Source organism: Cryobacterium sp. Hb1 (assembly GCF_004403585.1).
GTDB classification, from domain to species: domain Bacteria; phylum Actinomycetota; class Actinomycetes; order Actinomycetales; family Microbacteriaceae; genus Cryobacterium; species Cryobacterium lyxosi.
In genome coordinates, this window is record NZ_SOHI01000024.1 from 1 (window position 1) to 16,763 (window position 16,763).

Below are 16,763 nucleotides of genomic sequence, written 5' to 3' on the forward strand. Positions count from 1 at the left end.
AAGCCACCAGCCCGCCGCTGATACGGCATAGTAGAAAACACAGATAGTGGTCCTGTTTTCAAACGGCACTATTGGCCCCGTTTTGGCCCAGCGTTAACACGGCGCCGGATGCGGCGAACAACCAGGCCGCGAGCACGCGGCGCACGCGATAGTCCAGAAGCAAGAAAACAAAGTGAACAGCGAGGATGAGCACGGTATACAAGAAAATATAGGTTCCGGCTGCGACAATAACTGCGTAAAGAGCCCACCAGCGCCAGTCTCTGGTGCGCGCGGCCACCAGAAGGACGATGGTGACCCACACTGCAACCGCTGCACTCAGCGCAAACGAACGAGCTTCGATACCCATGGAGGTCGTGCGCGGGAGCACAGCAAAGATCACACCTGCGATGACGGCAACTCTCAGGCTCGTCATAGACGTGACCAAGATGACCAGCCCTGCAGCCGCAGCGCCAACGGCAAGCGCTGAGAGCGACCGTGTCGCCAACTCGGACGCGCCGAACATACCTACCCATAGCTTTAGTAGGGAGTAGTACGCGGCGTGCACCGCATCCTTGTGTTCGATAAACGCAAAGAGCTCCTGCCAACTGAGCCGGACCGCCCGAAGTGTCGCGACCTCGTCACTCCAAAAAGCGGGAACCCCGGAGCCAGCGATTGAGATGACGAGGGCAACCAGGCCAACGACCGCCGCTGTTCGGTTCCTCCTGCCGGGGGCATAATTGCTTACTTCGCCCGCGAGGTGGACTCTCGAAACCATAATTGGAAGTGCGTGCACGGTTGGCCCCCCTGATCGATTTCTGAGCCTATTCCATACGATCCTTTGGCGAGAACTCGCACGTCCCTCAAGCCGAACCTCCTACGGGACGTTCGGGCTCAGGCCACGCGGATGGGTTTTGATTATCGGAAGCTATCTTCCTATAGTGGAACTTATGGCACGTAGACGACCCGGCACACTTTTCCCGATCGAGGTCGACATTCTAGAGAGCGGGCTCGCGCTCCAAGCGAGCGAGGGCAGCTTTTATGGCTTCGCTTTGGCAAAGCATCTCTCCTCCCGCGATGGATCCGCGCTCACGTCGCACGGCACCCTCTACAAGGCGCTGTCTCGGATGGCTGAATCCGGCATCCTCGATGCCAGCTGGGAAGAACCGGCCAGCGCCGAATCCGAAGGTCGGCCCCGTCGCCGGCTTTACACGGTCACTGCGGAAGGTTCGCGTGCCCTCGTCAAAGCTCAGGTGGAAACGCACCGTACCGAGGCAAGCGCGCCCCGCATCGCCCAGGCAGGGGTGACTTTCGCATGAGTGTCTTGACCTCCACTTTCTATCATCACGCCGTTTCCCGTGTCTCTCGCTGGTGCTCGTGGTACACCCGCGAAGTTGATATCGAGGTCGCTGCCACGCGGAGGGACGAACTGGCCTCGGACCTCTATGAGCACGCGATCTGGGCCGATGAATCGGGAACTACGCCACGCGCGGCGGCTCGCGAGATTCTCAGCCGCGCGTTGAGGGGCGCTCCGGCCGACCTGACCTGGCGTCACGCACAGCGCAGAAAAGTCGCCTTGGCAGACCCGACCCGCTTTCGCCGACTTCGAATTGAGGAAGCCGTATCGTCGCTGGTATTAGTCGCGGCTTCCGCGGTGCTGGGCTGGGGACTGTTTGTTCTCACCCGGATTGTACTCAGCACGATCGGCGAGCAGATTCGACCTGGCTCCGCGACCGCCATAACAATCGCGTCGTTCACTGCCCTCGCTGCCTGTGGGCTTGTGTTGTTACTTCAACGGCGGACTCGTGTCGGGGGCGCTCTCATCATGGTGCTTCCGAGTTTTGGACTCGTTCACTTTGGGCTCTATCAGCTCTATTCCCTGAGCACAACGGTGGGAGCCCTGACCTTCACGATGCCAGGGTGGGAGCTTGCTAGCAACAGCCTCATCGTCGGACTCGGCATGTTCTTCACAGCGGCAGCGATCTGGTGGTGGCCGGAACGCCGGACCACCCCGGCAGATACCAGCACCCGACTCAAAACTATTGGAGAGATGGCTCGATGAAGAAGAAACTTGCACTCAGCATCGGTTTGGTCGGAGCAGCATTCCTCACCCTTTCACTGACGGTCTTCGGAATGGGCGCGGCGGCAACGCTCAACCACGCCGACCCGGACCGGCCAACCACACACGCGGCAGAAAGTGACGTCCCCGCCGCGGCAGTCGTCTCCGCCGATGCGATTATCCCCGCGCCAACTGAGACCCCAACAACGACGGAAACGTCGGACGCGGACTCCATCGAACCTTCCGACATCGTCGATCCGCTGCTATCCGACGCCTTCACAGCAATGACCCCCGATGAACAGGCCAACGGGCGCGAGTGGATGCAAACGCAGACGATCACGGCGGCCTGCATGAGAGACAAGGGATACGCGTACACCTTCGAACCATTCTGGGAAAGGGACAACGACAATGCCGTGCGTCCAGTGACGTGGATGAACACGCTTCCCGCCTCCGAGCAGGCAGCCGCCCGACTCGCCCTCAACGGTGACACCGGAGCCGGCGCCGACTACCACTGGGACGACGCTGGATGCTGGGGCTACGCCGTCCATAACATGGGCAACGACAACAAGCACTGACGAGTCGCCGACTTGCACGGCTCGGCTATCGCTGCGGCCGCCGCTTTGACCCACCGGCAATAGGCAACCCATGCCACGCGAAGAAGCACACGAGACCTTGACACTCGGAAGGAAATCATGACCGACAGCGCAACACCCATTCCACCGATCCGACCTGAGACAATCGATGCCCCGAGCACCCAATCGGTCGACATCACACCGTTCGTGACAGAAATGCTGACGCAACTCGGGCAGCGCGACGAGTCGTCGCTGACGACGTAGTCACGATGCTCCCACGGGGATGCCACCAAGGAGGACATCATCGGTCGCGATGGTGAGAGGACGTTCGGTCATAGACCGGGCGCAATGAACGGGGATTTTTGGCAGACACGAGCAGGCGAAGCAAACGGATGGTCGGGATCGCACGGCATGGTCGATTAAAGCGATCGAATCCGTACGCCACCGCCCTCAAACTGGTGGCGGCCATGCTGACCGTTGCCGTGGTCAGCACCTCAGCCGTAGGCGCTGTGGCGGTGTGGAGCTTCAGCAAGACGGTCGACGACAACGCCATCGACATCACCGCTGGCGATACGGCAGAGCCCGTGCCACAGCTCGAGAGCTACGAAAACGGCTTCAACATTCTCATGGTCGGCATCGACAATGATGCAACCCAAAGCGCGGCCTACGGAAAACGTGACGGCACCCGCAACGATGTGAACATTCTCGTGCACGTGTCCGCCGACCACAGCAACGCTGTCGTCGTGAGCATCCCCCGCGACCTCATCGTGCCGCACCCCGCATGCACGGATGCCGAGAGCGGTGCCGAGTTTTCGGCGATGGCCGCCCGCCCCATCAATGAGGCCATGTCCCGGGGCGGACTCCCGTGTGTGGTCAAGACCGTGTCCGAGCTGACGGGACTCACCATTCCGTATGCCGGACTTATCTCGTTCAACGGGGTCGTGCATATGAGCGACGCTGTTGGCGGAGTGCCCATCTGCCTGGATGCACCCATCAACGATGACTCTGCGGGCCTGTATCTGCCCGCGGGCACGAGCGTCGTCGCCGGGGACACCGCACTGGCATTTCTGCGCAGCCGCCACGGCGTCGGCGACCAAAGCGACCTGGCACGAATTTCCTCACAACAGATCTACATGGCGTCGCTCATGCGCACGGTGCAGGGCAACGGAACACTCACGAGCATTCCGACCCTGATCAACCTCGCCAACGCCGCGGCCACCAATATTAAGCTGTCGACGTCCCTCGCCAATATCGACACCATGGTGTCCATGGCCCTGGCCCTCCAAGACATCGACCTGGATCGGTTGCTGTTCGTGCAATATCCCGGCACGACCGGAGACTCCAACTTCCCCGGCAAGGTCGTTCCCCTGGAAGCGGTGGCCGCCGAAATGTTCGCCAAACTCGCCATCGATGAGCCCTTCACCCTCCCCGGAACAACACCAACACCAACACCGGATGCACCGGTGCCGGTCGAAACGTCAACGCCGGCGACGACCGAAACCGCCATCCCCGCCCCGCAGCCGACCGTTCCAGCGTTGAACGGACTCACCGGGCAAACAGCGCAAGATGACTCGTGCGCCCAAGCTTCCACCGGGTGACAGCGATCACACCGCGCTATGAAACGGACGAAATAGGCGCAGGTTTGTCCGGCCCGCCACGAACAATATCGTGTCCTCCCTGGGGTCCTCCAAGCCGAACCCCTCTAGGGGATGGCCGCCCCATCCCGCAGCCGCGTGCAACTGTAGCGTTTGAGGACGACACTTGATTGGCGGGGATGCGGCGGCAACGAGCGGCCGCGTTCAGGCTGTGGTGGCACGAAGTGCAGATTTCGATTGAAGGCGTTGTATGGGTGTGGATCTCGCTGATCGTTTCAAACCGAGGGCCGGCGCTTCAAGCTGATGCCAGGAAAGAGTCGCGACCGCCAGAGTGAAGACGATCGTCAATGCCACCGAGAACGCGACCGGAAGATCTGGATTCACTTGGATGACCAGCTGCTGGATTGGATATCCCCACAAGTAGACGCCGTAGGACAAGTCGACGCCAGAGCTCGATTCTCGAGAGCGCAGTGCAATGGCAAGGACGATCGCGGGTACGACAAGCCACGCAGCGGTCGTTGCGACCGGTGCGCTGAATTCGCCGAGCAGGAGCCATACAACGCCAAGGCTCACGATGAGCACGGTTGGGAAATGCCGATGATCCACGCGGAGGTGGCAGGCGAGGGCACCGATCGCGAAGTAGGAGCACACCGCTCCGACCGCGCGGAGCGATTCCAGTGCGCCTCCAGCGGGCTGCAGCGCGAGAGCGATGGCTGCCGAGCCGAGGATGAGGGTTCCGATCCAGGCGAATCTCCGCAGCGCGATGCCGAGAAGCGCGGTCGCGAGGTAGCAACAGGCTTCGATGCCCAGCGTCCACAGGGACCCGTTCACGGCTGGCGAGACGTGGGAGTCGAAGACACCGGGGAGTTCGTACTGGGGGACGAGCAGCACACCGGATAGGTAGAGCCAGGTCTGCGAGGTGCTCAGGTATTCGCGCAGGGTGAGGTCGGTTGCGAGCGGCCCGATGACGACGACTGTGAGGAGCACGACCGCCGCGAGGGCGGGCAGGATGCGTAATGCTCGATTGCGCAAAAAGGAGAGAAGGTTGGGCCAGCGGTTCCAACTCGACGTGATCAGGTACCCGCTAATCGTGAAAAAGATATACAGCCCGAGGGTGTGGAGAGGGATCCCGCCCACGCGTGGTGCCGGCGTTATACCGTTCAGGACGTACCCGTGCCCGACGACCACGGTAACAGCCGCGAGAAGTCTTAGCTGCCGCATGAGGCGAGCCAGTTGTTCACTGTGGTGCGCGCTTCAGCAAGGCTGTGGACGCCGATGAGGTCTCGAACCTCGGCGGGCGTATAGGCGATGGCGGTGAGACGCAGCTCGACGGAGTGCTCCATGCGCGGGAGCGCGGCTTCCGGTTCCGCACCCAGGAGGAGGGCGATGGCGTATTGCACGCCCTGCTCCCGCCCAAACGCGGGGCCGTCAACCACATTGGGGGCTGCGCAGCTTTCGGAGGTGTACACCGCTTGTCCATAGCTGGCGAGGATCGCAGCGTCCGAGTCGCCTAAACGCATGGAGACCGCATTGATTGGGGACCCGTGTTCCTGCCCATCGCTGAAGCCGCCGACATACGGGGTGACTGCCGCTCGCATCGGGAGGCCGGCGGCAACTCCACGGTGAAATGCCTGAGTCACGACGGGACGGATCGCCGGTCCGAACTCGGTATCCTGCTCAGGCCAGAGACACACTTGCGGGGATGTGCCCTCACACTGCAATTCGGTGAGGTCCCGTGCGACCTGACTGGCTTGACCCAGCGCAGGAACGGACGGTGCGAACGCCACGAGTATCGCCACGATTGTCACTGCCACGCCAGCGAACGACACCGACCTTCGCACGCCGGGGCGTACGGCGACCAGCAGCAGGGTGATTGCGGCGAGTGCTGCGCCACTGGCGATGGCGATGAGCTGAGCCTGCGGATGCGGGACGACATCGACCCAGAGGCAGCACTGGGTCAGGCCGGCGCCGGTCACATTGCGCCACGCCAGCACAACACCATCGAGGGGCACTGAGTACCACGCGTAGAGCAGCACGCCCGCGACAGGAACCGCCAGCACCGGGGGTAACACGGCACCGAGAGCGAAACCTACGGCCACCGCACCAAGTGCGAGCCCGGCAAACGCCAGCGGAACGATCAGTGCGCTTGGCGATCCCGTCGCGGGGAGGCCGGAAAAGAGAAGGCTCAGAAGAACCACCACCAGGTAACCGAGCAGCAGACTGGCCAGCACCGGCGTCATTGCCCATGCCGCCCTGGCTACGCGCTTCCGCGGCCCAACGCCTGAAGCGGCTCGCCGGCCGTGCTGGTGCCCTGTCATGGCGGCGATTGCCGCCGCCAGCGGGAGGGCGAACGGTGCCGACGATCCACCCGCCGCCAGGACCGCAGGCCAGTAGCGCTCCACCAAGAACGCGTTTGGCCCCTGCCCCGATGCCCACAGCATCACGATCAGCAGGACCAGCCCACCCCAGAAACTGGGCGACGTTCGAGCTCGCAGCCAGAGGCCCCGGCTGGCGAGATGAAAATCCTCCAGCAGGTCGCCATGCCGTCGCTGGCGCAGCTCGACGAGCGTGTCAACGACTTCAGCTCCGTACTGCTCCCGCCACCACTGGGGGAAAAGCCGGATCGCCAACCGGGTCGTCGGGCCGAGTGGCTTCACCGTAACGGGGTAACTCATGCCCAGGCTCCGCCACCCCAGCCGAAGGCGAAACCAGGGCGGTGCCGGAGGCGGATAGTTGCCCGAGCAGCAAGCTGCTCCATCCGAGCGATCTCCTGAGTGAGGGTCGCAGCGCCGTCATCGGTCAGTTCGTAATATCGACGCAGTCGACCATCAATGACTTCCTCCCCCGCAGGAGAGATGAGCCCTTCCTTTCGCAACCGATCCAACGCTGTGTATAGCGTCGCCACGCGAAGAGTCACTCGACCGTCCGAAAGCGTCTCAGCCTCAGCGATGAGGCCGTAACCATGTTTCCGTCCCTCCGCCAGAGCCGCAAGGATCAGAAATGTGGGCTCATGGAGGGCAGTGGAAGACATAAGATCAACATACATCAGCGACCGATACATATCAACGCTCGAGTGTTCATATGTTGATTTTCACGATACCGCTCACGAGGTCGTCGCTAACCAGCAGCAGGTGCGGAGGCACTACTAGGCGACCCTCGGCTCGCTTTCCGGAAGAGGAACGTCCACCGGGACACCCCGGCACGCACGGAGCACCGAAGGTGATCCGCACGGTTTCTGGGTGTGGCTTTTAGATTTGTATGGCGGTGTTTCTTCTGAATTTGATGGCGGCATTGACGGCGAGACCCCAATGACCCCGTCGTGTATCCCGGAATGACGGGACCAACCCACCATTTTCATCGGGAACTAACGGCATAACGGGACCACAGATCGCCACCATAGACCGGCAAAGTCCACAGGTGGTCAACAGCCGTAGATCAATCTGGGGTGCACCCCAACTATGCGTCAGGCGCCCTTATCTGAGGTCGTCAGGAGAGTGCCATGTTTTGATTGGTAGACCTCCGGGCATCCGCCGGAAGTCCCATCTCACCACATCAACCAAAGGAGATCCCATGTCCTCACCCCGCCGCGCCCTGATCGTCATCGACGCCCAACAGGAGTATTTCGAAGGACTGCTGCCGATCCAATACCCCGCACGCGATGAGTCACTTATTCGTATTACCGAGGCGATGGACGTTGCTGAGCAGGCTGGCATTCCGGTCGTCGTTGGGCAACATCAATCCCCTGCGGGTTTCCCGGTCTTCGCGCCGGAGTCGTCGACCTTCGAATTGCGTCCCGAGATCGCGAAGCGCGCCGACAACGTGGCCCATCGCTTCACGAAGTCATTCGCCAGTATCTTCGCGGGTACTGGCCTCGAGGAATGGTTGCGCGAGCGCGGGATCGACACAATCACCATCGTGGGCTACATGACGAACAACTGCGTTATCGGTTCCGCCGCCGCTGCCGAACCCCTCGGATTCACCGTTGAGGTGCTGTCGGATGCAACCGGAGCCATCGACATCGTGAATTCCGCCGGTTCTGCGCCGGCAAAGCGGGTGCACGAGACAATCATGGCCGTCCTGAACTCCAATTGGGCTGCGGTCGCCACGACGAGCGCCTGGACCGAAGCCGTAACATCCGAGAACGCTGTCGCAGGAGACAACCTCATCGAGTCAGCTGCCCGGGGGCGGGACGCCAGGTAATTCAACGGACAGCAGGAATCGGTACGCAATGTCGTACCGGTTCCTGCGCTTCCATGCTTTTGAAGGTATGAAAGTGCGTGATCAGTACGCAGCAGCGGAACCCCGAACGGGAAACAAGCATTAGAGTTTCGTTCGAATGGCCTCCCTGCCGATGCTCATTCTGAACGTGCTTTCGGTCGCGCCGCGGCACGGATATGGCATCTCCCAGTCCCTCGCGTCGGCGGGGCTCCAACCCATCAAGGGCGCCCAACTGTATCCCGCGCTGGTACGACTCAAGGACGAGGGAGCGATCGTCGCACGCCGGGAGCAAAGCGAGTCTGGTCCCGCTCGCAAGGTCTATGACCTCACGGCGATCGGTCATGCGCAGAGGGAAGCGCTGCGCGGTCAATGGTTCGCCTTCATAGACGCGGCGGAAGCCGTGGGCCGCGCAGACTGAGCCGAGGAATTCCCAAATCTCTTTGGGATGGAGATGAACGCCTTGCGTGCATTGAGGTAGCGGCGGCCTTCGGCCCATTTGTTGGTCTGTTTGGCGAGCATGGTGGCCCGATGGACTCGGTTCCGGGCATTCTCACCGGCGGGTGAAAATCTGTTCGACCGTCGCTATTTCCGCGGTAACGTCGTTTTCTGGCGTATGGGTCAAGATGAGCTTGTCACTCTCGCATCCCACCTCGGCGGTGGTGTCCGGCGTAGGAGTGAAGTCCTGCTCGTCAGTCGTTGTTTCGCCGCCTTTCGCGACCGTTGTCGTTCCGGAGCCCTTCGTCCAGACAACCTCCCCGTAATTCAGTTCGGAGCCGTGGACGCTGTATCGCTGTTCCGCGGATCCTTTGATGATCTGGTCAACGGTTGCCTCGACACCTTCCACGACAGTCTTCATCGAACTGGTCACATTTACCTGGACCATTACAGTGTCGTCATCAAAGATGATCGTGTAGTTTCCGGTCGTCATATCCGCGGTGGAGTTTGCCTCCGCTGACGCGACAAAGTCGAGGTCCCACGCTCCCAAAAGGCAGGACCTACCACCTGTGGATTGACCACCGTTAGATGTGCACCCTGTCACCGAAACGCCGATCAGGCCCATCGCTGCGATGGCCATGGCAAGCCTGATCAAGCGGAGTCGGGGGCCTACCGCGCGCTGTGCGCGTGTGCGGTGAGCTTGCGCGCTGAGCTTTTCGTTCCCTCTAAACATCGCAGCGTGTCCGGGGACTTTCAACAGGAGATCATCTTGATATAGCTGTTGCCAACGTTCACGTAAATGATCCAACTCGTCGATCCGCACGGTGTCACACACTTGCGCGTGCCGTCGACAAAGAAGTAGTCCGGCTTGAGTTTTATGGAAACGGACGAGCAGTTGCATTAGGTCAGCGTGAAGCAGTTGTCGTCGCCGTATCTGACGTTTTCACCGCACCTGAGAGCGGCCCTAGTGACGTCAGTTGTCACCTCGGTGACCGCGACATCGAGGTTATCGTTGGTCGCGGCCTGGTCCTCGACCAACTCAATTGTTATGGTCACAGCCTCACCGGGCACCACTTCGATGGATTGTGTCACGCTCGGCACAGACGCGGCCGGCTCCGCAGACATCGCCGCGGTCCCGCCGAACACTGCCAGAGCCGCTGCCAGCACGCCGCCGATCGCTAGGTTCGCTACGTCCCGTGCAACTCTCACAATTTGGCTCCTGCCATTTTGATGGTCTATCCGGCGCCGAAGAATCGTTCTGCGTGATTTTCGACTTTTTACAGACGCTTCGCCTTCTTGCGAGCCGCATTCTCACAGGGCGATATTGAGCCGAGAACCAAACTGCGGCGCAAATCGCTTTCTGGTCTAGATCGTAGCGAATGTCAACTGCACCCTATGTAGGCTTTTCGGTGGACAGGCACGCGATGTACTCCTGGCCGAGAAGGGCCCAAACCAGGGGTCAAGCCCCCGGGATGTGGTGTCGCGGTCGGTGATCGGCCTACGGACGGTGGGATGAGGTAGTCAGCGTACCCGTCACAGTCACATGTGTCCGCAGCCGAACCTTCAGCGGACAATAGCGGTAACGGCACAATAAGTGGATGACACTTGATAAGGAGCTCGACCGGATCTTCGCTGATCGCGATCGGAATGACATGCAGCCCACAATCGATGCGCTGCGATTAATTTTGGCGGAGCACCCGGCTGACGCTCGCGTGCTCTACGAAGTCGGCGGCGCTTACGACACTGTCGGTAAGGAGCAGACCGCGCGATCGTTCTACGAGCAAGCCCTCCAGGCTGGCCTCGCGGGTGATCTGCTGCGCCGATGCTACGTCCAGTACGGATCCACGCTGCGAAATCTCGGCGACTTCGCTCGCTCGGTGGAAGTCTTCGAGCGTGCCCGACAAGACTTCCCGGACTCACCATCGCTGGCGGTGTTCCAAGCGATCTCCCTTCATGCTTCCAGCCGCTTCGATGAAGCTGTCGCTGCGTTGCTCGAAGTGGTCGCTGAACGTGTTGAGTCGCCAGATATTGAACGGTATAAGCCATCCATCCGCGGCAATGCCGCCTACATCCGGTCCCTCGCGACCTCCGCGCAGCCAGCGAAGCAACACAACACCCGTTAACGGGACGGCGAGCGGGAAAGCCGAGCAGGGATCGACGACTCTCGCTCCAGTCCCGCAAGCCGAACGGTTTACGGGCTTGCCATGGATGCTCTCATGAGCTCATCCGTCGAATGACAGTCCTCATGGGAGGCTTGAATCTGACGGAGGCTGCCAACGAAGTCGCCGCCATGCACTGCACAGACGAACTCGTACCTTTTGACCCAACCCTGACACGAAGGGGCCGCCGCCCCAGCAGTCGTACACCGCAGGTGCATGCATCAACGGACACAACGACAATCCGAGGAAAATCATGAAAAAAATTTCTACACTCTGCTCCGGAATAGCCGTCATTTTCTTCTTGACTGGCTGCGCTGGCCAGGTGGGTGGTGAGGCAGCGTCTTCAACCCCGTCGCCCACTAGTACCGGTTACCCATCGGCTTCCGCTTCGCCCGTGGCGCCTGATCGGGGGCAGTCCGAGCCCACCGGAGACGCCTCGGTCCCCGCAATCGATCCGGATGTGACTGCGATGCCCGCCGGAGCCGCTAAGTGTGACGGAGACAACCTGGGTATTTCCATCGCCGCACAGCCGATGGCCAGCGGAGCCGGTTCGTTCTTCTCCGAGATCACGTTTACTAACACCGGCGGCGACGCCTGTTGGGTCGAGGGACCGCCTTCCATCTTCAACCTCGCGGACAGCGCTACGGGGGCAATCGCAGGGAAGCGCGCGGCAGACAGCGGCATGCCGGAGGTGGTGCAACTCGCTCCTGGGGCGTCGGCTTACAGCACCATCCATTTCAGCAATGCCGGAGCGTACGACTGTGGCACCGCCGTCGCCGATGTGGCCTACGTGAGTCCACCCAACTGGGATTCGTCGCGGACCATAACGCTGGAAAGTCCCGTCACCGTGTGCAACACACCCGCTACCTACACGGTGTCGTGGATCAGCGCGACCAGTCTCTTCTGATCTAAAGGCATGGGCAGCAACTGATTACGCCTATGCCACGAAGGAGTAGACAACCGGGTTTTATGCCAAGCATCGGTCACCTGCTTGTCAGAGCGGAACCAACGAGACAAGACTTCAGCTCAACGGGCTGAGCCGGTGGAGAGCGCTAGGTGCATCACAACTTTAGGGTTTCGAGACGCCGGCATCCGGATCACATTTCGCCGCCACATAGCGCCGAAAGTCACACCCCGAAATCGTGTGGCGCGCCGATTCTCATAACTACGTCGCATAACCGCATGCCTGAAGCGTGGTACTTGCCATTAGTTATGAGACACGCCGGGAGCAAAAATGACGAAACTGACCGGTGGCGTTTTTCGAAGTCGCCTGCACAAGTGGTCGGACTCGCGCTCACACCTCGCTCCAGCCACCGACGAACCTCAATGCCCGTGAGGCCCCCCTTACGCGACGGTTCATAGCGATCGAAGCGTCGCGCCATTCCCGCGGTCGAGGCCTCGGCTGGACCGGCGATGGGGCCGACTGCCATACTGGGCTCGGCGGGGAGGGGACCTGATGCCACGACTGACGACATTTTTTCTGGGGAGCATCGCTCTGGTGCTCGGACTGGTGGCCTGCTCACCCCCGACGATCGAGACTCCGCCGGTCGAAACGGCGATCCAAACGGATGCGCCGGCCCCGACCGACGACACGGCCGACGTCGTCATCCCCGACGGTGTCATCGGCACGGCCGAGCTCACACCGGCCTCGGGCGACAACACCATCTCCGGAACCGTCGTGGTCACCGCGGAAGGCGGCGGGTTCGACGTCGCGCTGAAGGACTTCAACTCGGACGTTCCCGGAGGCGTGCAACTGTTCTTCAGTCCCTGGTCGAAGACGACGACCTGCCTGGCCGACATGTACAACTTCTCGTTCGGTAACCTCTCCACGGACGCCGATCAGCCCGGGCTGAGCCTGGGCGACAGGGACTTCTCCCGGGGCGACCCCAGTTACTATCTGACCGCCGTCATCACCGCGAGCACCCCGGCCACGACCGATCCTGACGGCTGCGTGCTCACTCCCCGGGCGGTCGGCACGATCACCTGGGAGGTGCCGGACACCCGCCCCGGGTTACTCGCCGTCGATACAGGCGCTCGGTTCGGCGCTGGCGGCGCCACCGCCACAGCCACAGCCACAGCCACAGCCACAGCCACAGCCACAGCCACAGCCACAGCCACAGCCACAGCCACAGCCACAGCCACAGCCACAGCCGGTGATTCTCCCATNGCCGGTGATTCTCCCATCTCCTACCGTGCGGTCGCCGGCGACACGCTCAACGACATCGCCGACCGCTTCGGCATCACGCTCGACGACCTCGGCTTCCTCAACCCGCTTACCAGCCGGCAGCTCCAGCCCGGAGACGATCTAAACCTTCAGGTGGCGCTGCGCGGCGGCGCCTCGGTCCCGCCACCCTCAGCCTGAACCCCACTCCACGCATGAACCGCCGCGGCCGTCTCGCAAGGGGAAGGCTCAACGGGTGCGCTGACGCCTGAACCGCCGACATCCGGTCGGGCGATCCGTCACCGGCCACCTCAGATGATTGCCCGGTTTGGCTCCCGAACGTAGGGTTGAATCATGGCTGAGCATGAAGAGGTGGCAGTTTTTCTGGGTGACTGGCATGCCGAGGGCACTTCTTATGGTGGTGACGAGCAGTCGCTGGACAATCCGCATGCGGGAGCGAGTCCGTGGAACAGCATCCACTCCGCCCGGTGGCATTCGGGCAACTACTTCATCGTGCAAGATGAGCGCGCGAACGGTCCGTTCAACACACTTAGTCTGATGGGCTGGGACGCTGAAGCCGGCCGCTATTTCGCCCGAACGGTCGAGAATCACGGCTTCGCACGCGATTACACTCTGACTGTCGACGGTCATACTTGGACGCTGACGGGCGAGCACGAGCGAGCAACGTATCGATTTGGCGAAGACGGTCGCAGCCAAGAGATCGCTTGGGAGTGGAAACCCGCTGAAGTATGGTTACCGCTTTGCGACCGCACCGCTAATCGCATCAACTGATCGAGCACCAACGGCTTTCAACGGTGGGTAAGTCTGCCTAGCGCTGTGTCATACGGGAGCCCCTGCGGGACGAGCCCATCTCAAGAACGCTTGATGGGTTCAGGACGCAATTTCGAGAGTGACCGGGGCCGCTTCTTCAGGGCCGCCACAACGCGCGCTACCGCCGACTCGGACCCAGTTGAGCGTCACGTCCTCGTCGGCGAGGACAATTCCGCTCGCTGAGAAAGCGCGGAGTGTCACATTTTCCGGGGACGACATGCTGAGGGCGATCTCCCACGAGCGGTCATTGATCTTGGAAGCAAAATACGAGAGCTCCACTGCACGGGGATCGGGCGTGTACGTCTCAAGATCTTCCGGCCACAGAATCTCTCCGGGAGCGTGCTCGTCGGAGTACGGCTGGCTTGGAGCGGGAGTTGAACACTCATCATCGATGCACAGCTGCACGAGGCTGACGTCATCGGTTCCGCCGTCAAGCGTCACTGTAAGCGTGTTTGCCCACCCGATCGCCGTACACGCATTCATAATCGGACCCGAGCAGCCTGACAGTACTGCACTCGCGATGAACACAGCGCTAAGCCCGACGAGACGCTTGCCCGCCGTGGCCAGTACGGTGTTAGCCATGTCGTCCCCGTTCACTCCTTACCACTGAGGCTAGCGGAGCCGCTGATTGCGGCGCGCGCAGTCTGCATCACCGTCTGTGGTTGATTGAACGCGTTCTAATCCCCGTCAGCTTGAGCGCGTACAGCACGGCTTGCCACGGCGGCGGCAGAAAGCACGAAGACGACCAACCCAGCGGCACCGATGAAAATCGATGTGAGCGCAATCGGCAAAGAAACAGGAAGGAAGGACGGACAGCAAAGCAAAGGCGATTGCGCCCCAGCCCGCCCATTGCGTCGGCCGTTTCTCTGCTTGATGTGCGGTGAGCCACGCACTATCGCTCGCCATCGTCACAGGAAGACGTATGCCAGCAACCGGATTGCGTCCAAGACGTCCGCTGACTGCAGCCTGCGCCATCCCGAGCACCAGAACGCCAACGCCCACCATGACCACGAACAGCACCAACCTGGCCATTATCTTGTCGCCCATATCTTCTGCCTACGATCTGCGTCATCCGCCCACCAAACGACTGCACGCCCGTAAGCGGAACCCCCCCCATCGGGACGGTCAGGGGCTAATTCTTCAGAGCGATGCGTGCCAGGTTCGCCGAGTGGCAAGCCGGGCGGTCAGGAAGAGCGCAAAGCCCAGGACTCCGAGGATCGCGGCGAATGTGATTCCCCAGTCCCACACGCTGGTCTGGGTATGTACTAGGAGGAGTTCATGCTCGCTTGTGAAATAGGAGCATTGGACCCCAATGGGGAAGAACGACAATAAGCCGTCCGTAGTCCATCCTGCTGAGGGCAAAGGCAGACTGCCTAGCTCGGGGTTCTGAGAGCAGGATTCTCTGAGACCCGCATGGGAGATGATCGCGAACTGAAGCCCAGCCAGGGTGATGAGGGCGAGCGACGGAATGCCGAGGATCCAGGACCGCGCTGTCACGGCGAGGAGCACGGGAAAAGCCGGTCTTTGCAATTGCATTTCGTGTACCCCCCTTCCTGACAGAGTACGTGCTGCCAGTCACCGGGTATGCGTTTGAAGAAATCACAAGCCTGACAGAGTCAGTGCCCGCAGCCGAGCCCTCACCGAAACAGTTCGTGTCCACCAGGCGGGTCGAGTTCATGGCCGCGTGATTGGAGCGATCGCACCAAGGCGACGGTACTGAGCGCGGTCAGCGCAACTACCGCGGTCAGGCTGCCGATACCAAGACCGGTGGCGAACCAGCCGGGAGACATAATCAACTCCAATCCGTTTGCATCCAAATAGCGACATTGCAGTCCTACAGGCCAGACAGAAAAACTACCTGAAGCGCCGAGCTCGCGCACGGCACCATCCGGTATCTGTTGGGAAATGGCGCACTGATAGTCCGGGGCTCGCGCCTGATAGGCGGCAGCGGCAACGGGCACGCTGCAGAGCAAGGCGGCGGCGAGGAGGACCACGGTCAGTCCAATTTGGAAGCTTCGGTTCATACCTGATCGAACCACACATGTGCGGGTGAGCTCATGAGACGGGCTCTCAACGGTGAGCGGAACAGGTCAACGTCGCCTTGACGGGTCACCGGGTGGCTCGCCAGCTGCGTCGCAGGGGAACAGCGAAGGACCTAAGCTGCCAGCATGACGGATGGCAGTGAGCGGGGTCGATACGTACCGATGCAACGAGGATCGGTCGGTATCGAGCGCGCTCAGCGCCTGCCGTTCGACATTTCCAGCCTGTCAGTGACTGGTCTGGTCATCATCTGCGAACTCGGTGATCCGGTTCCAGAAAACGTCAGGCCAACTATGACCATGACGATGACCCAGTATTTGCGCCTATCTGACGAATCCATGATTCGTCTCGATATGGATCGCGGAGTGTCCGCGTCCAAGTACGGTCATGGGGCTGTCTCTTGGAAACGCTCCGCAGCCGACGTGATCGAGGAAGTTCTCAACCTGGTGCGGGGGGATGACGCTTCGAAACCCGATTCCTTTCCGTGGGAAGCATATGCGGAGGCCGCACAGCTGAGGGGAATCGCAGTTGACGCAGAGGCACTGCGCGATCTTCCGCACACAGTGCTGCTGTCGGATGAGCTCGCCGCAATCTACGAATTCTGAGCAACGACTGGCCTGCACCTCAAGAGTGCTCCCGGTCCTGAACTTTGGCGTCCCACAAGCCGAACCCCGAGCGGGACGCCGAGTTTTCTAGCGATGTTGAGCCGCCGCACCA

At 61.2% G+C, this 16,763-nt stretch carries 22 protein-coding genes; 12 read left to right on the forward strand and 10 right to left on the reverse strand.

Features of this window, described 5'->3' with window-relative positions; translation table 11 throughout:
• Positions 1-58: 58 nt before the first annotated feature.
• Entirely contained in the window at positions 59-754 is a 696-nt protein-coding gene (locus tag E3T38_RS07410; RefSeq protein WP_134547556.1) for a glycosyltransferase family 39 protein, read from the reverse strand.
• Between the two features lie 172 nt (positions 755-926).
• Here E3T38_RS07410 and E3T38_RS07415 point away from each other — a divergent pair, with 172 nt between their 5' ends.
• The 5 genes from E3T38_RS07415 (at position 927) to E3T38_RS07430 (ending at position 4,205) form a co-directional block, all read left to right on the forward strand.
• Positions 927-1,295: a PadR family transcriptional regulator gene (locus E3T38_RS07415; protein WP_134547558.1), complete on the forward strand. Its 369-nt coding sequence runs from the start codon at positions 927-929 to the stop codon at positions 1,293-1,295.
• On the forward strand, positions 1,292-2,038 hold the full coding sequence (locus tag E3T38_RS07420) for a hypothetical protein (protein ID WP_134547560.1): 747 nt from the start codon (positions 1,292-1,294) through the stop codon (positions 2,036-2,038). The genes E3T38_RS07415 and E3T38_RS07420 overlap by 4 nt, the downstream gene beginning before the upstream one ends.
• Entirely contained in the window at positions 2,035-2,610 is a 576-nt protein-coding gene (locus E3T38_RS07425) for a hypothetical protein (protein WP_134547562.1), read from the forward strand. The genes E3T38_RS07420 and E3T38_RS07425 overlap by 4 nt, the downstream gene beginning before the upstream one ends.
• Before the next feature lie 117 nt (positions 2,611-2,727).
• Positions 2,728-2,871 (forward strand): hypothetical protein, encoded by a 144-nt coding sequence (locus E3T38_RS16690; protein ID WP_166805465.1) that lies wholly within the window; start codon positions 2,728-2,730, stop codon positions 2,869-2,871.
• 128 nt (positions 2,872-2,999) lie between these two features.
• Positions 3,000-4,205: an LCP family protein gene (locus E3T38_RS07430; protein ID WP_134547564.1), complete on the forward strand. Its 1,206-nt coding sequence runs from the start codon at positions 3,000-3,002 to the stop codon at positions 4,203-4,205.
• A 201-nt stretch (positions 4,206-4,406) separates the two neighbouring features.
• Here the strand turns inward: E3T38_RS07430 and E3T38_RS07435 are convergent, their stop codons facing one another.
• From E3T38_RS07435 to E3T38_RS07445, 3 genes are read right to left on the reverse strand one after another with little or no spacing between them, the layout of a single operon-like run.
• The gene (locus E3T38_RS07435) at positions 4,407-5,423 is read right to left on the reverse strand and encodes an acyltransferase (protein WP_134547566.1); all 1,017 of its coding nucleotides are present in this window, start codon (positions 5,421-5,423) and stop codon (positions 4,407-4,409) included.
• Positions 5,411-6,877 (reverse strand): hypothetical protein, encoded by a 1,467-nt coding sequence (locus E3T38_RS07440; RefSeq protein WP_134547568.1) that lies wholly within the window; start codon positions 6,875-6,877, stop codon positions 5,411-5,413. Before E3T38_RS07440 ends, E3T38_RS07435 begins: the two co-directional genes overlap by 13 nt.
• Positions 6,874-7,233 carry a PadR family transcriptional regulator gene (locus tag E3T38_RS07445; protein ID WP_134547570.1) on the reverse strand — a complete coding sequence of 120 codons (360 nt, stop codon included), beginning with the start codon at positions 7,231-7,233 and terminating at the stop codon, positions 6,874-6,876. The genes E3T38_RS07440 and E3T38_RS07445 overlap by 4 nt, the downstream gene beginning before the upstream one ends.
• Positions 7,234-7,772: 539 nt before the next feature.
• On the opposite strand from E3T38_RS07445, the gene E3T38_RS07450 reads away from it, so the two are divergent.
• Both E3T38_RS07450 and E3T38_RS07455 read left to right on the forward strand, forming a co-directional pair.
• Positions 7,773-8,402 (forward strand): cysteine hydrolase family protein, encoded by a 630-nt coding sequence (locus E3T38_RS07450; RefSeq protein WP_134547572.1) that lies wholly within the window; start codon positions 7,773-7,775, stop codon positions 8,400-8,402.
• Positions 8,403-8,538: 136 nt separating this feature from the next.
• The gene (locus tag E3T38_RS07455; RefSeq protein WP_241984357.1) at positions 8,539-8,838 is read left to right on the forward strand and encodes a PadR family transcriptional regulator; all 300 of its coding nucleotides are present in this window, start codon (positions 8,539-8,541) and stop codon (positions 8,836-8,838) included.
• A 132-nt stretch (positions 8,839-8,970) separates the two neighbouring features.
• On the opposite strand, the gene E3T38_RS07460 is transcribed toward E3T38_RS07455, so the two are convergent.
• Entirely contained in the window at positions 8,971-9,756 is a 786-nt protein-coding gene (locus E3T38_RS07460) for a hypothetical protein (protein ID WP_134547574.1), read from the reverse strand.
• Positions 9,756-10,064: a hypothetical protein gene (locus tag E3T38_RS07465; protein ID WP_134547576.1), complete on the reverse strand. Its 309-nt coding sequence runs from the start codon at positions 10,062-10,064 to the stop codon at positions 9,756-9,758. Before E3T38_RS07465 ends, E3T38_RS07460 begins: the two co-directional genes overlap by 1 nt.
• Positions 10,065-10,453: 389 nt before the next feature.
• Between E3T38_RS07465 and E3T38_RS07470 the strand changes: the two genes are divergently transcribed.
• The 4 genes from E3T38_RS07470 (at position 10,454) to E3T38_RS07485 (ending at position 13,967) form a co-directional block, all read left to right on the forward strand.
• Positions 10,454-10,978 (forward strand): tetratricopeptide repeat protein, encoded by a 525-nt coding sequence (locus E3T38_RS07470; protein WP_134547578.1) that lies wholly within the window; start codon positions 10,454-10,456, stop codon positions 10,976-10,978.
• Positions 10,979-11,408: 430 nt separating this feature from the next.
• Positions 11,409-11,921 (forward strand): DUF4232 domain-containing protein, encoded by a 513-nt coding sequence (locus tag E3T38_RS07475; protein WP_166805466.1) that lies wholly within the window; start codon positions 11,409-11,411, stop codon positions 11,919-11,921.
• A gap of 549 nt (positions 11,922-12,470) precedes the next feature.
• On the forward strand, positions 12,471-13,376 hold the full coding sequence (locus tag E3T38_RS07480) for a LysM domain-containing protein (protein WP_134547582.1): 906 nt from the start codon (positions 12,471-12,473) through the stop codon (positions 13,374-13,376).
• 153 nt (positions 13,377-13,529) lie between these two features.
• The gene (locus E3T38_RS07485; RefSeq protein ID WP_134547584.1) at positions 13,530-13,967 is read left to right on the forward strand and encodes a hypothetical protein; all 438 of its coding nucleotides are present in this window, start codon (positions 13,530-13,532) and stop codon (positions 13,965-13,967) included.
• Positions 13,968-14,066: 99 nt separating this feature from the next.
• Here the strand turns inward: E3T38_RS07485 and E3T38_RS07490 are convergent, their stop codons facing one another.
• The 4 genes from E3T38_RS07490 to E3T38_RS07505 all read right to left on the reverse strand — a co-directional run bounded on the left by E3T38_RS07490 (position 14,067) and on the right by E3T38_RS07505 (position 16,030).
• Positions 14,067-14,588 (reverse strand): hypothetical protein, encoded by a 522-nt coding sequence (locus E3T38_RS07490; protein ID WP_134547586.1) that lies wholly within the window; start codon positions 14,586-14,588, stop codon positions 14,067-14,069.
• 105 nt (positions 14,589-14,693) lie between these two features.
• Positions 14,694-15,053 carry an SdpI family protein gene (locus tag E3T38_RS07495; protein WP_134547588.1) on the reverse strand — a complete coding sequence of 120 codons (360 nt, stop codon included), beginning with the start codon at positions 15,051-15,053 and terminating at the stop codon, positions 14,694-14,696.
• 93 nt (positions 15,054-15,146) lie between these two features.
• Entirely contained in the window at positions 15,147-15,542 is a 396-nt protein-coding gene (locus E3T38_RS07500) for a hypothetical protein (protein ID WP_134547590.1), read from the reverse strand.
• 101 nt (positions 15,543-15,643) lie between these two features.
• A complete protein-coding gene (locus E3T38_RS07505; protein WP_134547592.1) occupies positions 15,644-16,030 on the reverse strand; it encodes a hypothetical protein in 387 nt (128 codons plus the stop codon).
• A 144-nt stretch (positions 16,031-16,174) separates the two neighbouring features.
• On the opposite strand from E3T38_RS07505, the gene E3T38_RS07510 reads away from it, so the two are divergent.
• Complete coding sequence (locus tag E3T38_RS07510) at positions 16,175-16,651, forward strand: hypothetical protein (protein ID WP_134547594.1); 477 nt, start codon at positions 16,175-16,177, stop codon at positions 16,649-16,651.
• Positions 16,652-16,763: the final 112 nt, after the last annotated feature.

What these genes read in the sequence shown, in the direction of transcription:
- E3T38_RS07410 (WP_134547556.1), bottom strand. Translation starts at nt 754, where the DNA reads ATGGTTTCGAGAGTCCACCTCGCGGGCGAAGTAAGCAATTATGCCCCC.
- E3T38_RS07415 (WP_134547558.1), top strand. Translation starts at nt 927, where the DNA reads ATGGCACGTAGACGACCCGGCACACTTTTCCCGATCGAGGTCGACATT.
- E3T38_RS07420 (WP_134547560.1), top strand. Translation starts at nt 1,292, where the DNA reads ATGAGTGTCTTGACCTCCACTTTCTATCATCACGCCGTTTCCCGTGTC.
- E3T38_RS07425 (WP_134547562.1), top strand. Translation starts at nt 2,035, where the DNA reads ATGAAGAAGAAACTTGCACTCAGCATCGGTTTGGTCGGAGCAGCATTC.
- E3T38_RS16690 (WP_166805465.1), top strand. Translation starts at nt 2,728, where the DNA reads ATGACCGACAGCGCAACACCCATTCCACCGATCCGACCTGAGACAATC.
- E3T38_RS07430 (WP_134547564.1), top strand. Translation starts at nt 3,000, where the DNA reads ATGGTCGGGATCGCACGGCATGGTCGATTAAAGCGATCGAATCCGTAC.
- E3T38_RS07435 (WP_134547566.1), bottom strand. Translation starts at nt 5,423, where the DNA reads ATGCGGCAGCTAAGACTTCTCGCGGCTGTTACCGTGGTCGTCGGGCAC.
- E3T38_RS07440 (WP_134547568.1), bottom strand. Translation starts at nt 6,877, where the DNA reads ATGAGTTACCCCGTTACGGTGAAGCCACTCGGCCCGACGACCCGGTTG.
- E3T38_RS07445 (WP_134547570.1), bottom strand. Translation starts at nt 7,233, where the DNA reads ATGTCTTCCACTGCCCTCCATGAGCCCACATTTCTGATCCTTGCGGCT.
- E3T38_RS07450 (WP_134547572.1), top strand. Translation starts at nt 7,773, where the DNA reads ATGTCCTCACCCCGCCGCGCCCTGATCGTCATCGACGCCCAACAGGAG.
- E3T38_RS07455 (WP_241984357.1), top strand. Translation starts at nt 8,539, where the DNA reads ATGGCCTCCCTGCCGATGCTCATTCTGAACGTGCTTTCGGTCGCGCCG.
- E3T38_RS07460 (WP_134547574.1), bottom strand. Translation starts at nt 9,756, where the DNA reads ATGCAACTGCTCGTCCGTTTCCATAAAACTCAAGCCGGACTACTTCTT.
- E3T38_RS07470 (WP_134547578.1), top strand. Translation starts at nt 10,454, where the DNA reads ATGACACTTGATAAGGAGCTCGACCGGATCTTCGCTGATCGCGATCGG.
- E3T38_RS07485 (WP_134547584.1), top strand. Translation starts at nt 13,530, where the DNA reads ATGGCTGAGCATGAAGAGGTGGCAGTTTTTCTGGGTGACTGGCATGCC.
- E3T38_RS07490 (WP_134547586.1), bottom strand. Translation starts at nt 14,588, where the DNA reads ATGGCTAACACCGTACTGGCCACGGCGGGCAAGCGTCTCGTCGGGCTT.
- E3T38_RS07495 (WP_134547588.1), bottom strand. Translation starts at nt 15,053, where the DNA reads ATGGGCGACAAGATAATGGCCAGGTTGGTGCTGTTCGTGGTCATGGTG.
- E3T38_RS07500 (WP_134547590.1), bottom strand. Translation starts at nt 15,542, where the DNA reads ATGCAATTGCAAAGACCGGCTTTTCCCGTGCTCCTCGCCGTGACAGCG.
- E3T38_RS07505 (WP_134547592.1), bottom strand. Translation starts at nt 16,030, where the DNA reads ATGAACCGAAGCTTCCAAATTGGACTGACCGTGGTCCTCCTCGCCGCC.
- E3T38_RS07510 (WP_134547594.1), top strand. Translation starts at nt 16,175, where the DNA reads ATGACGGATGGCAGTGAGCGGGGTCGATACGTACCGATGCAACGAGGA.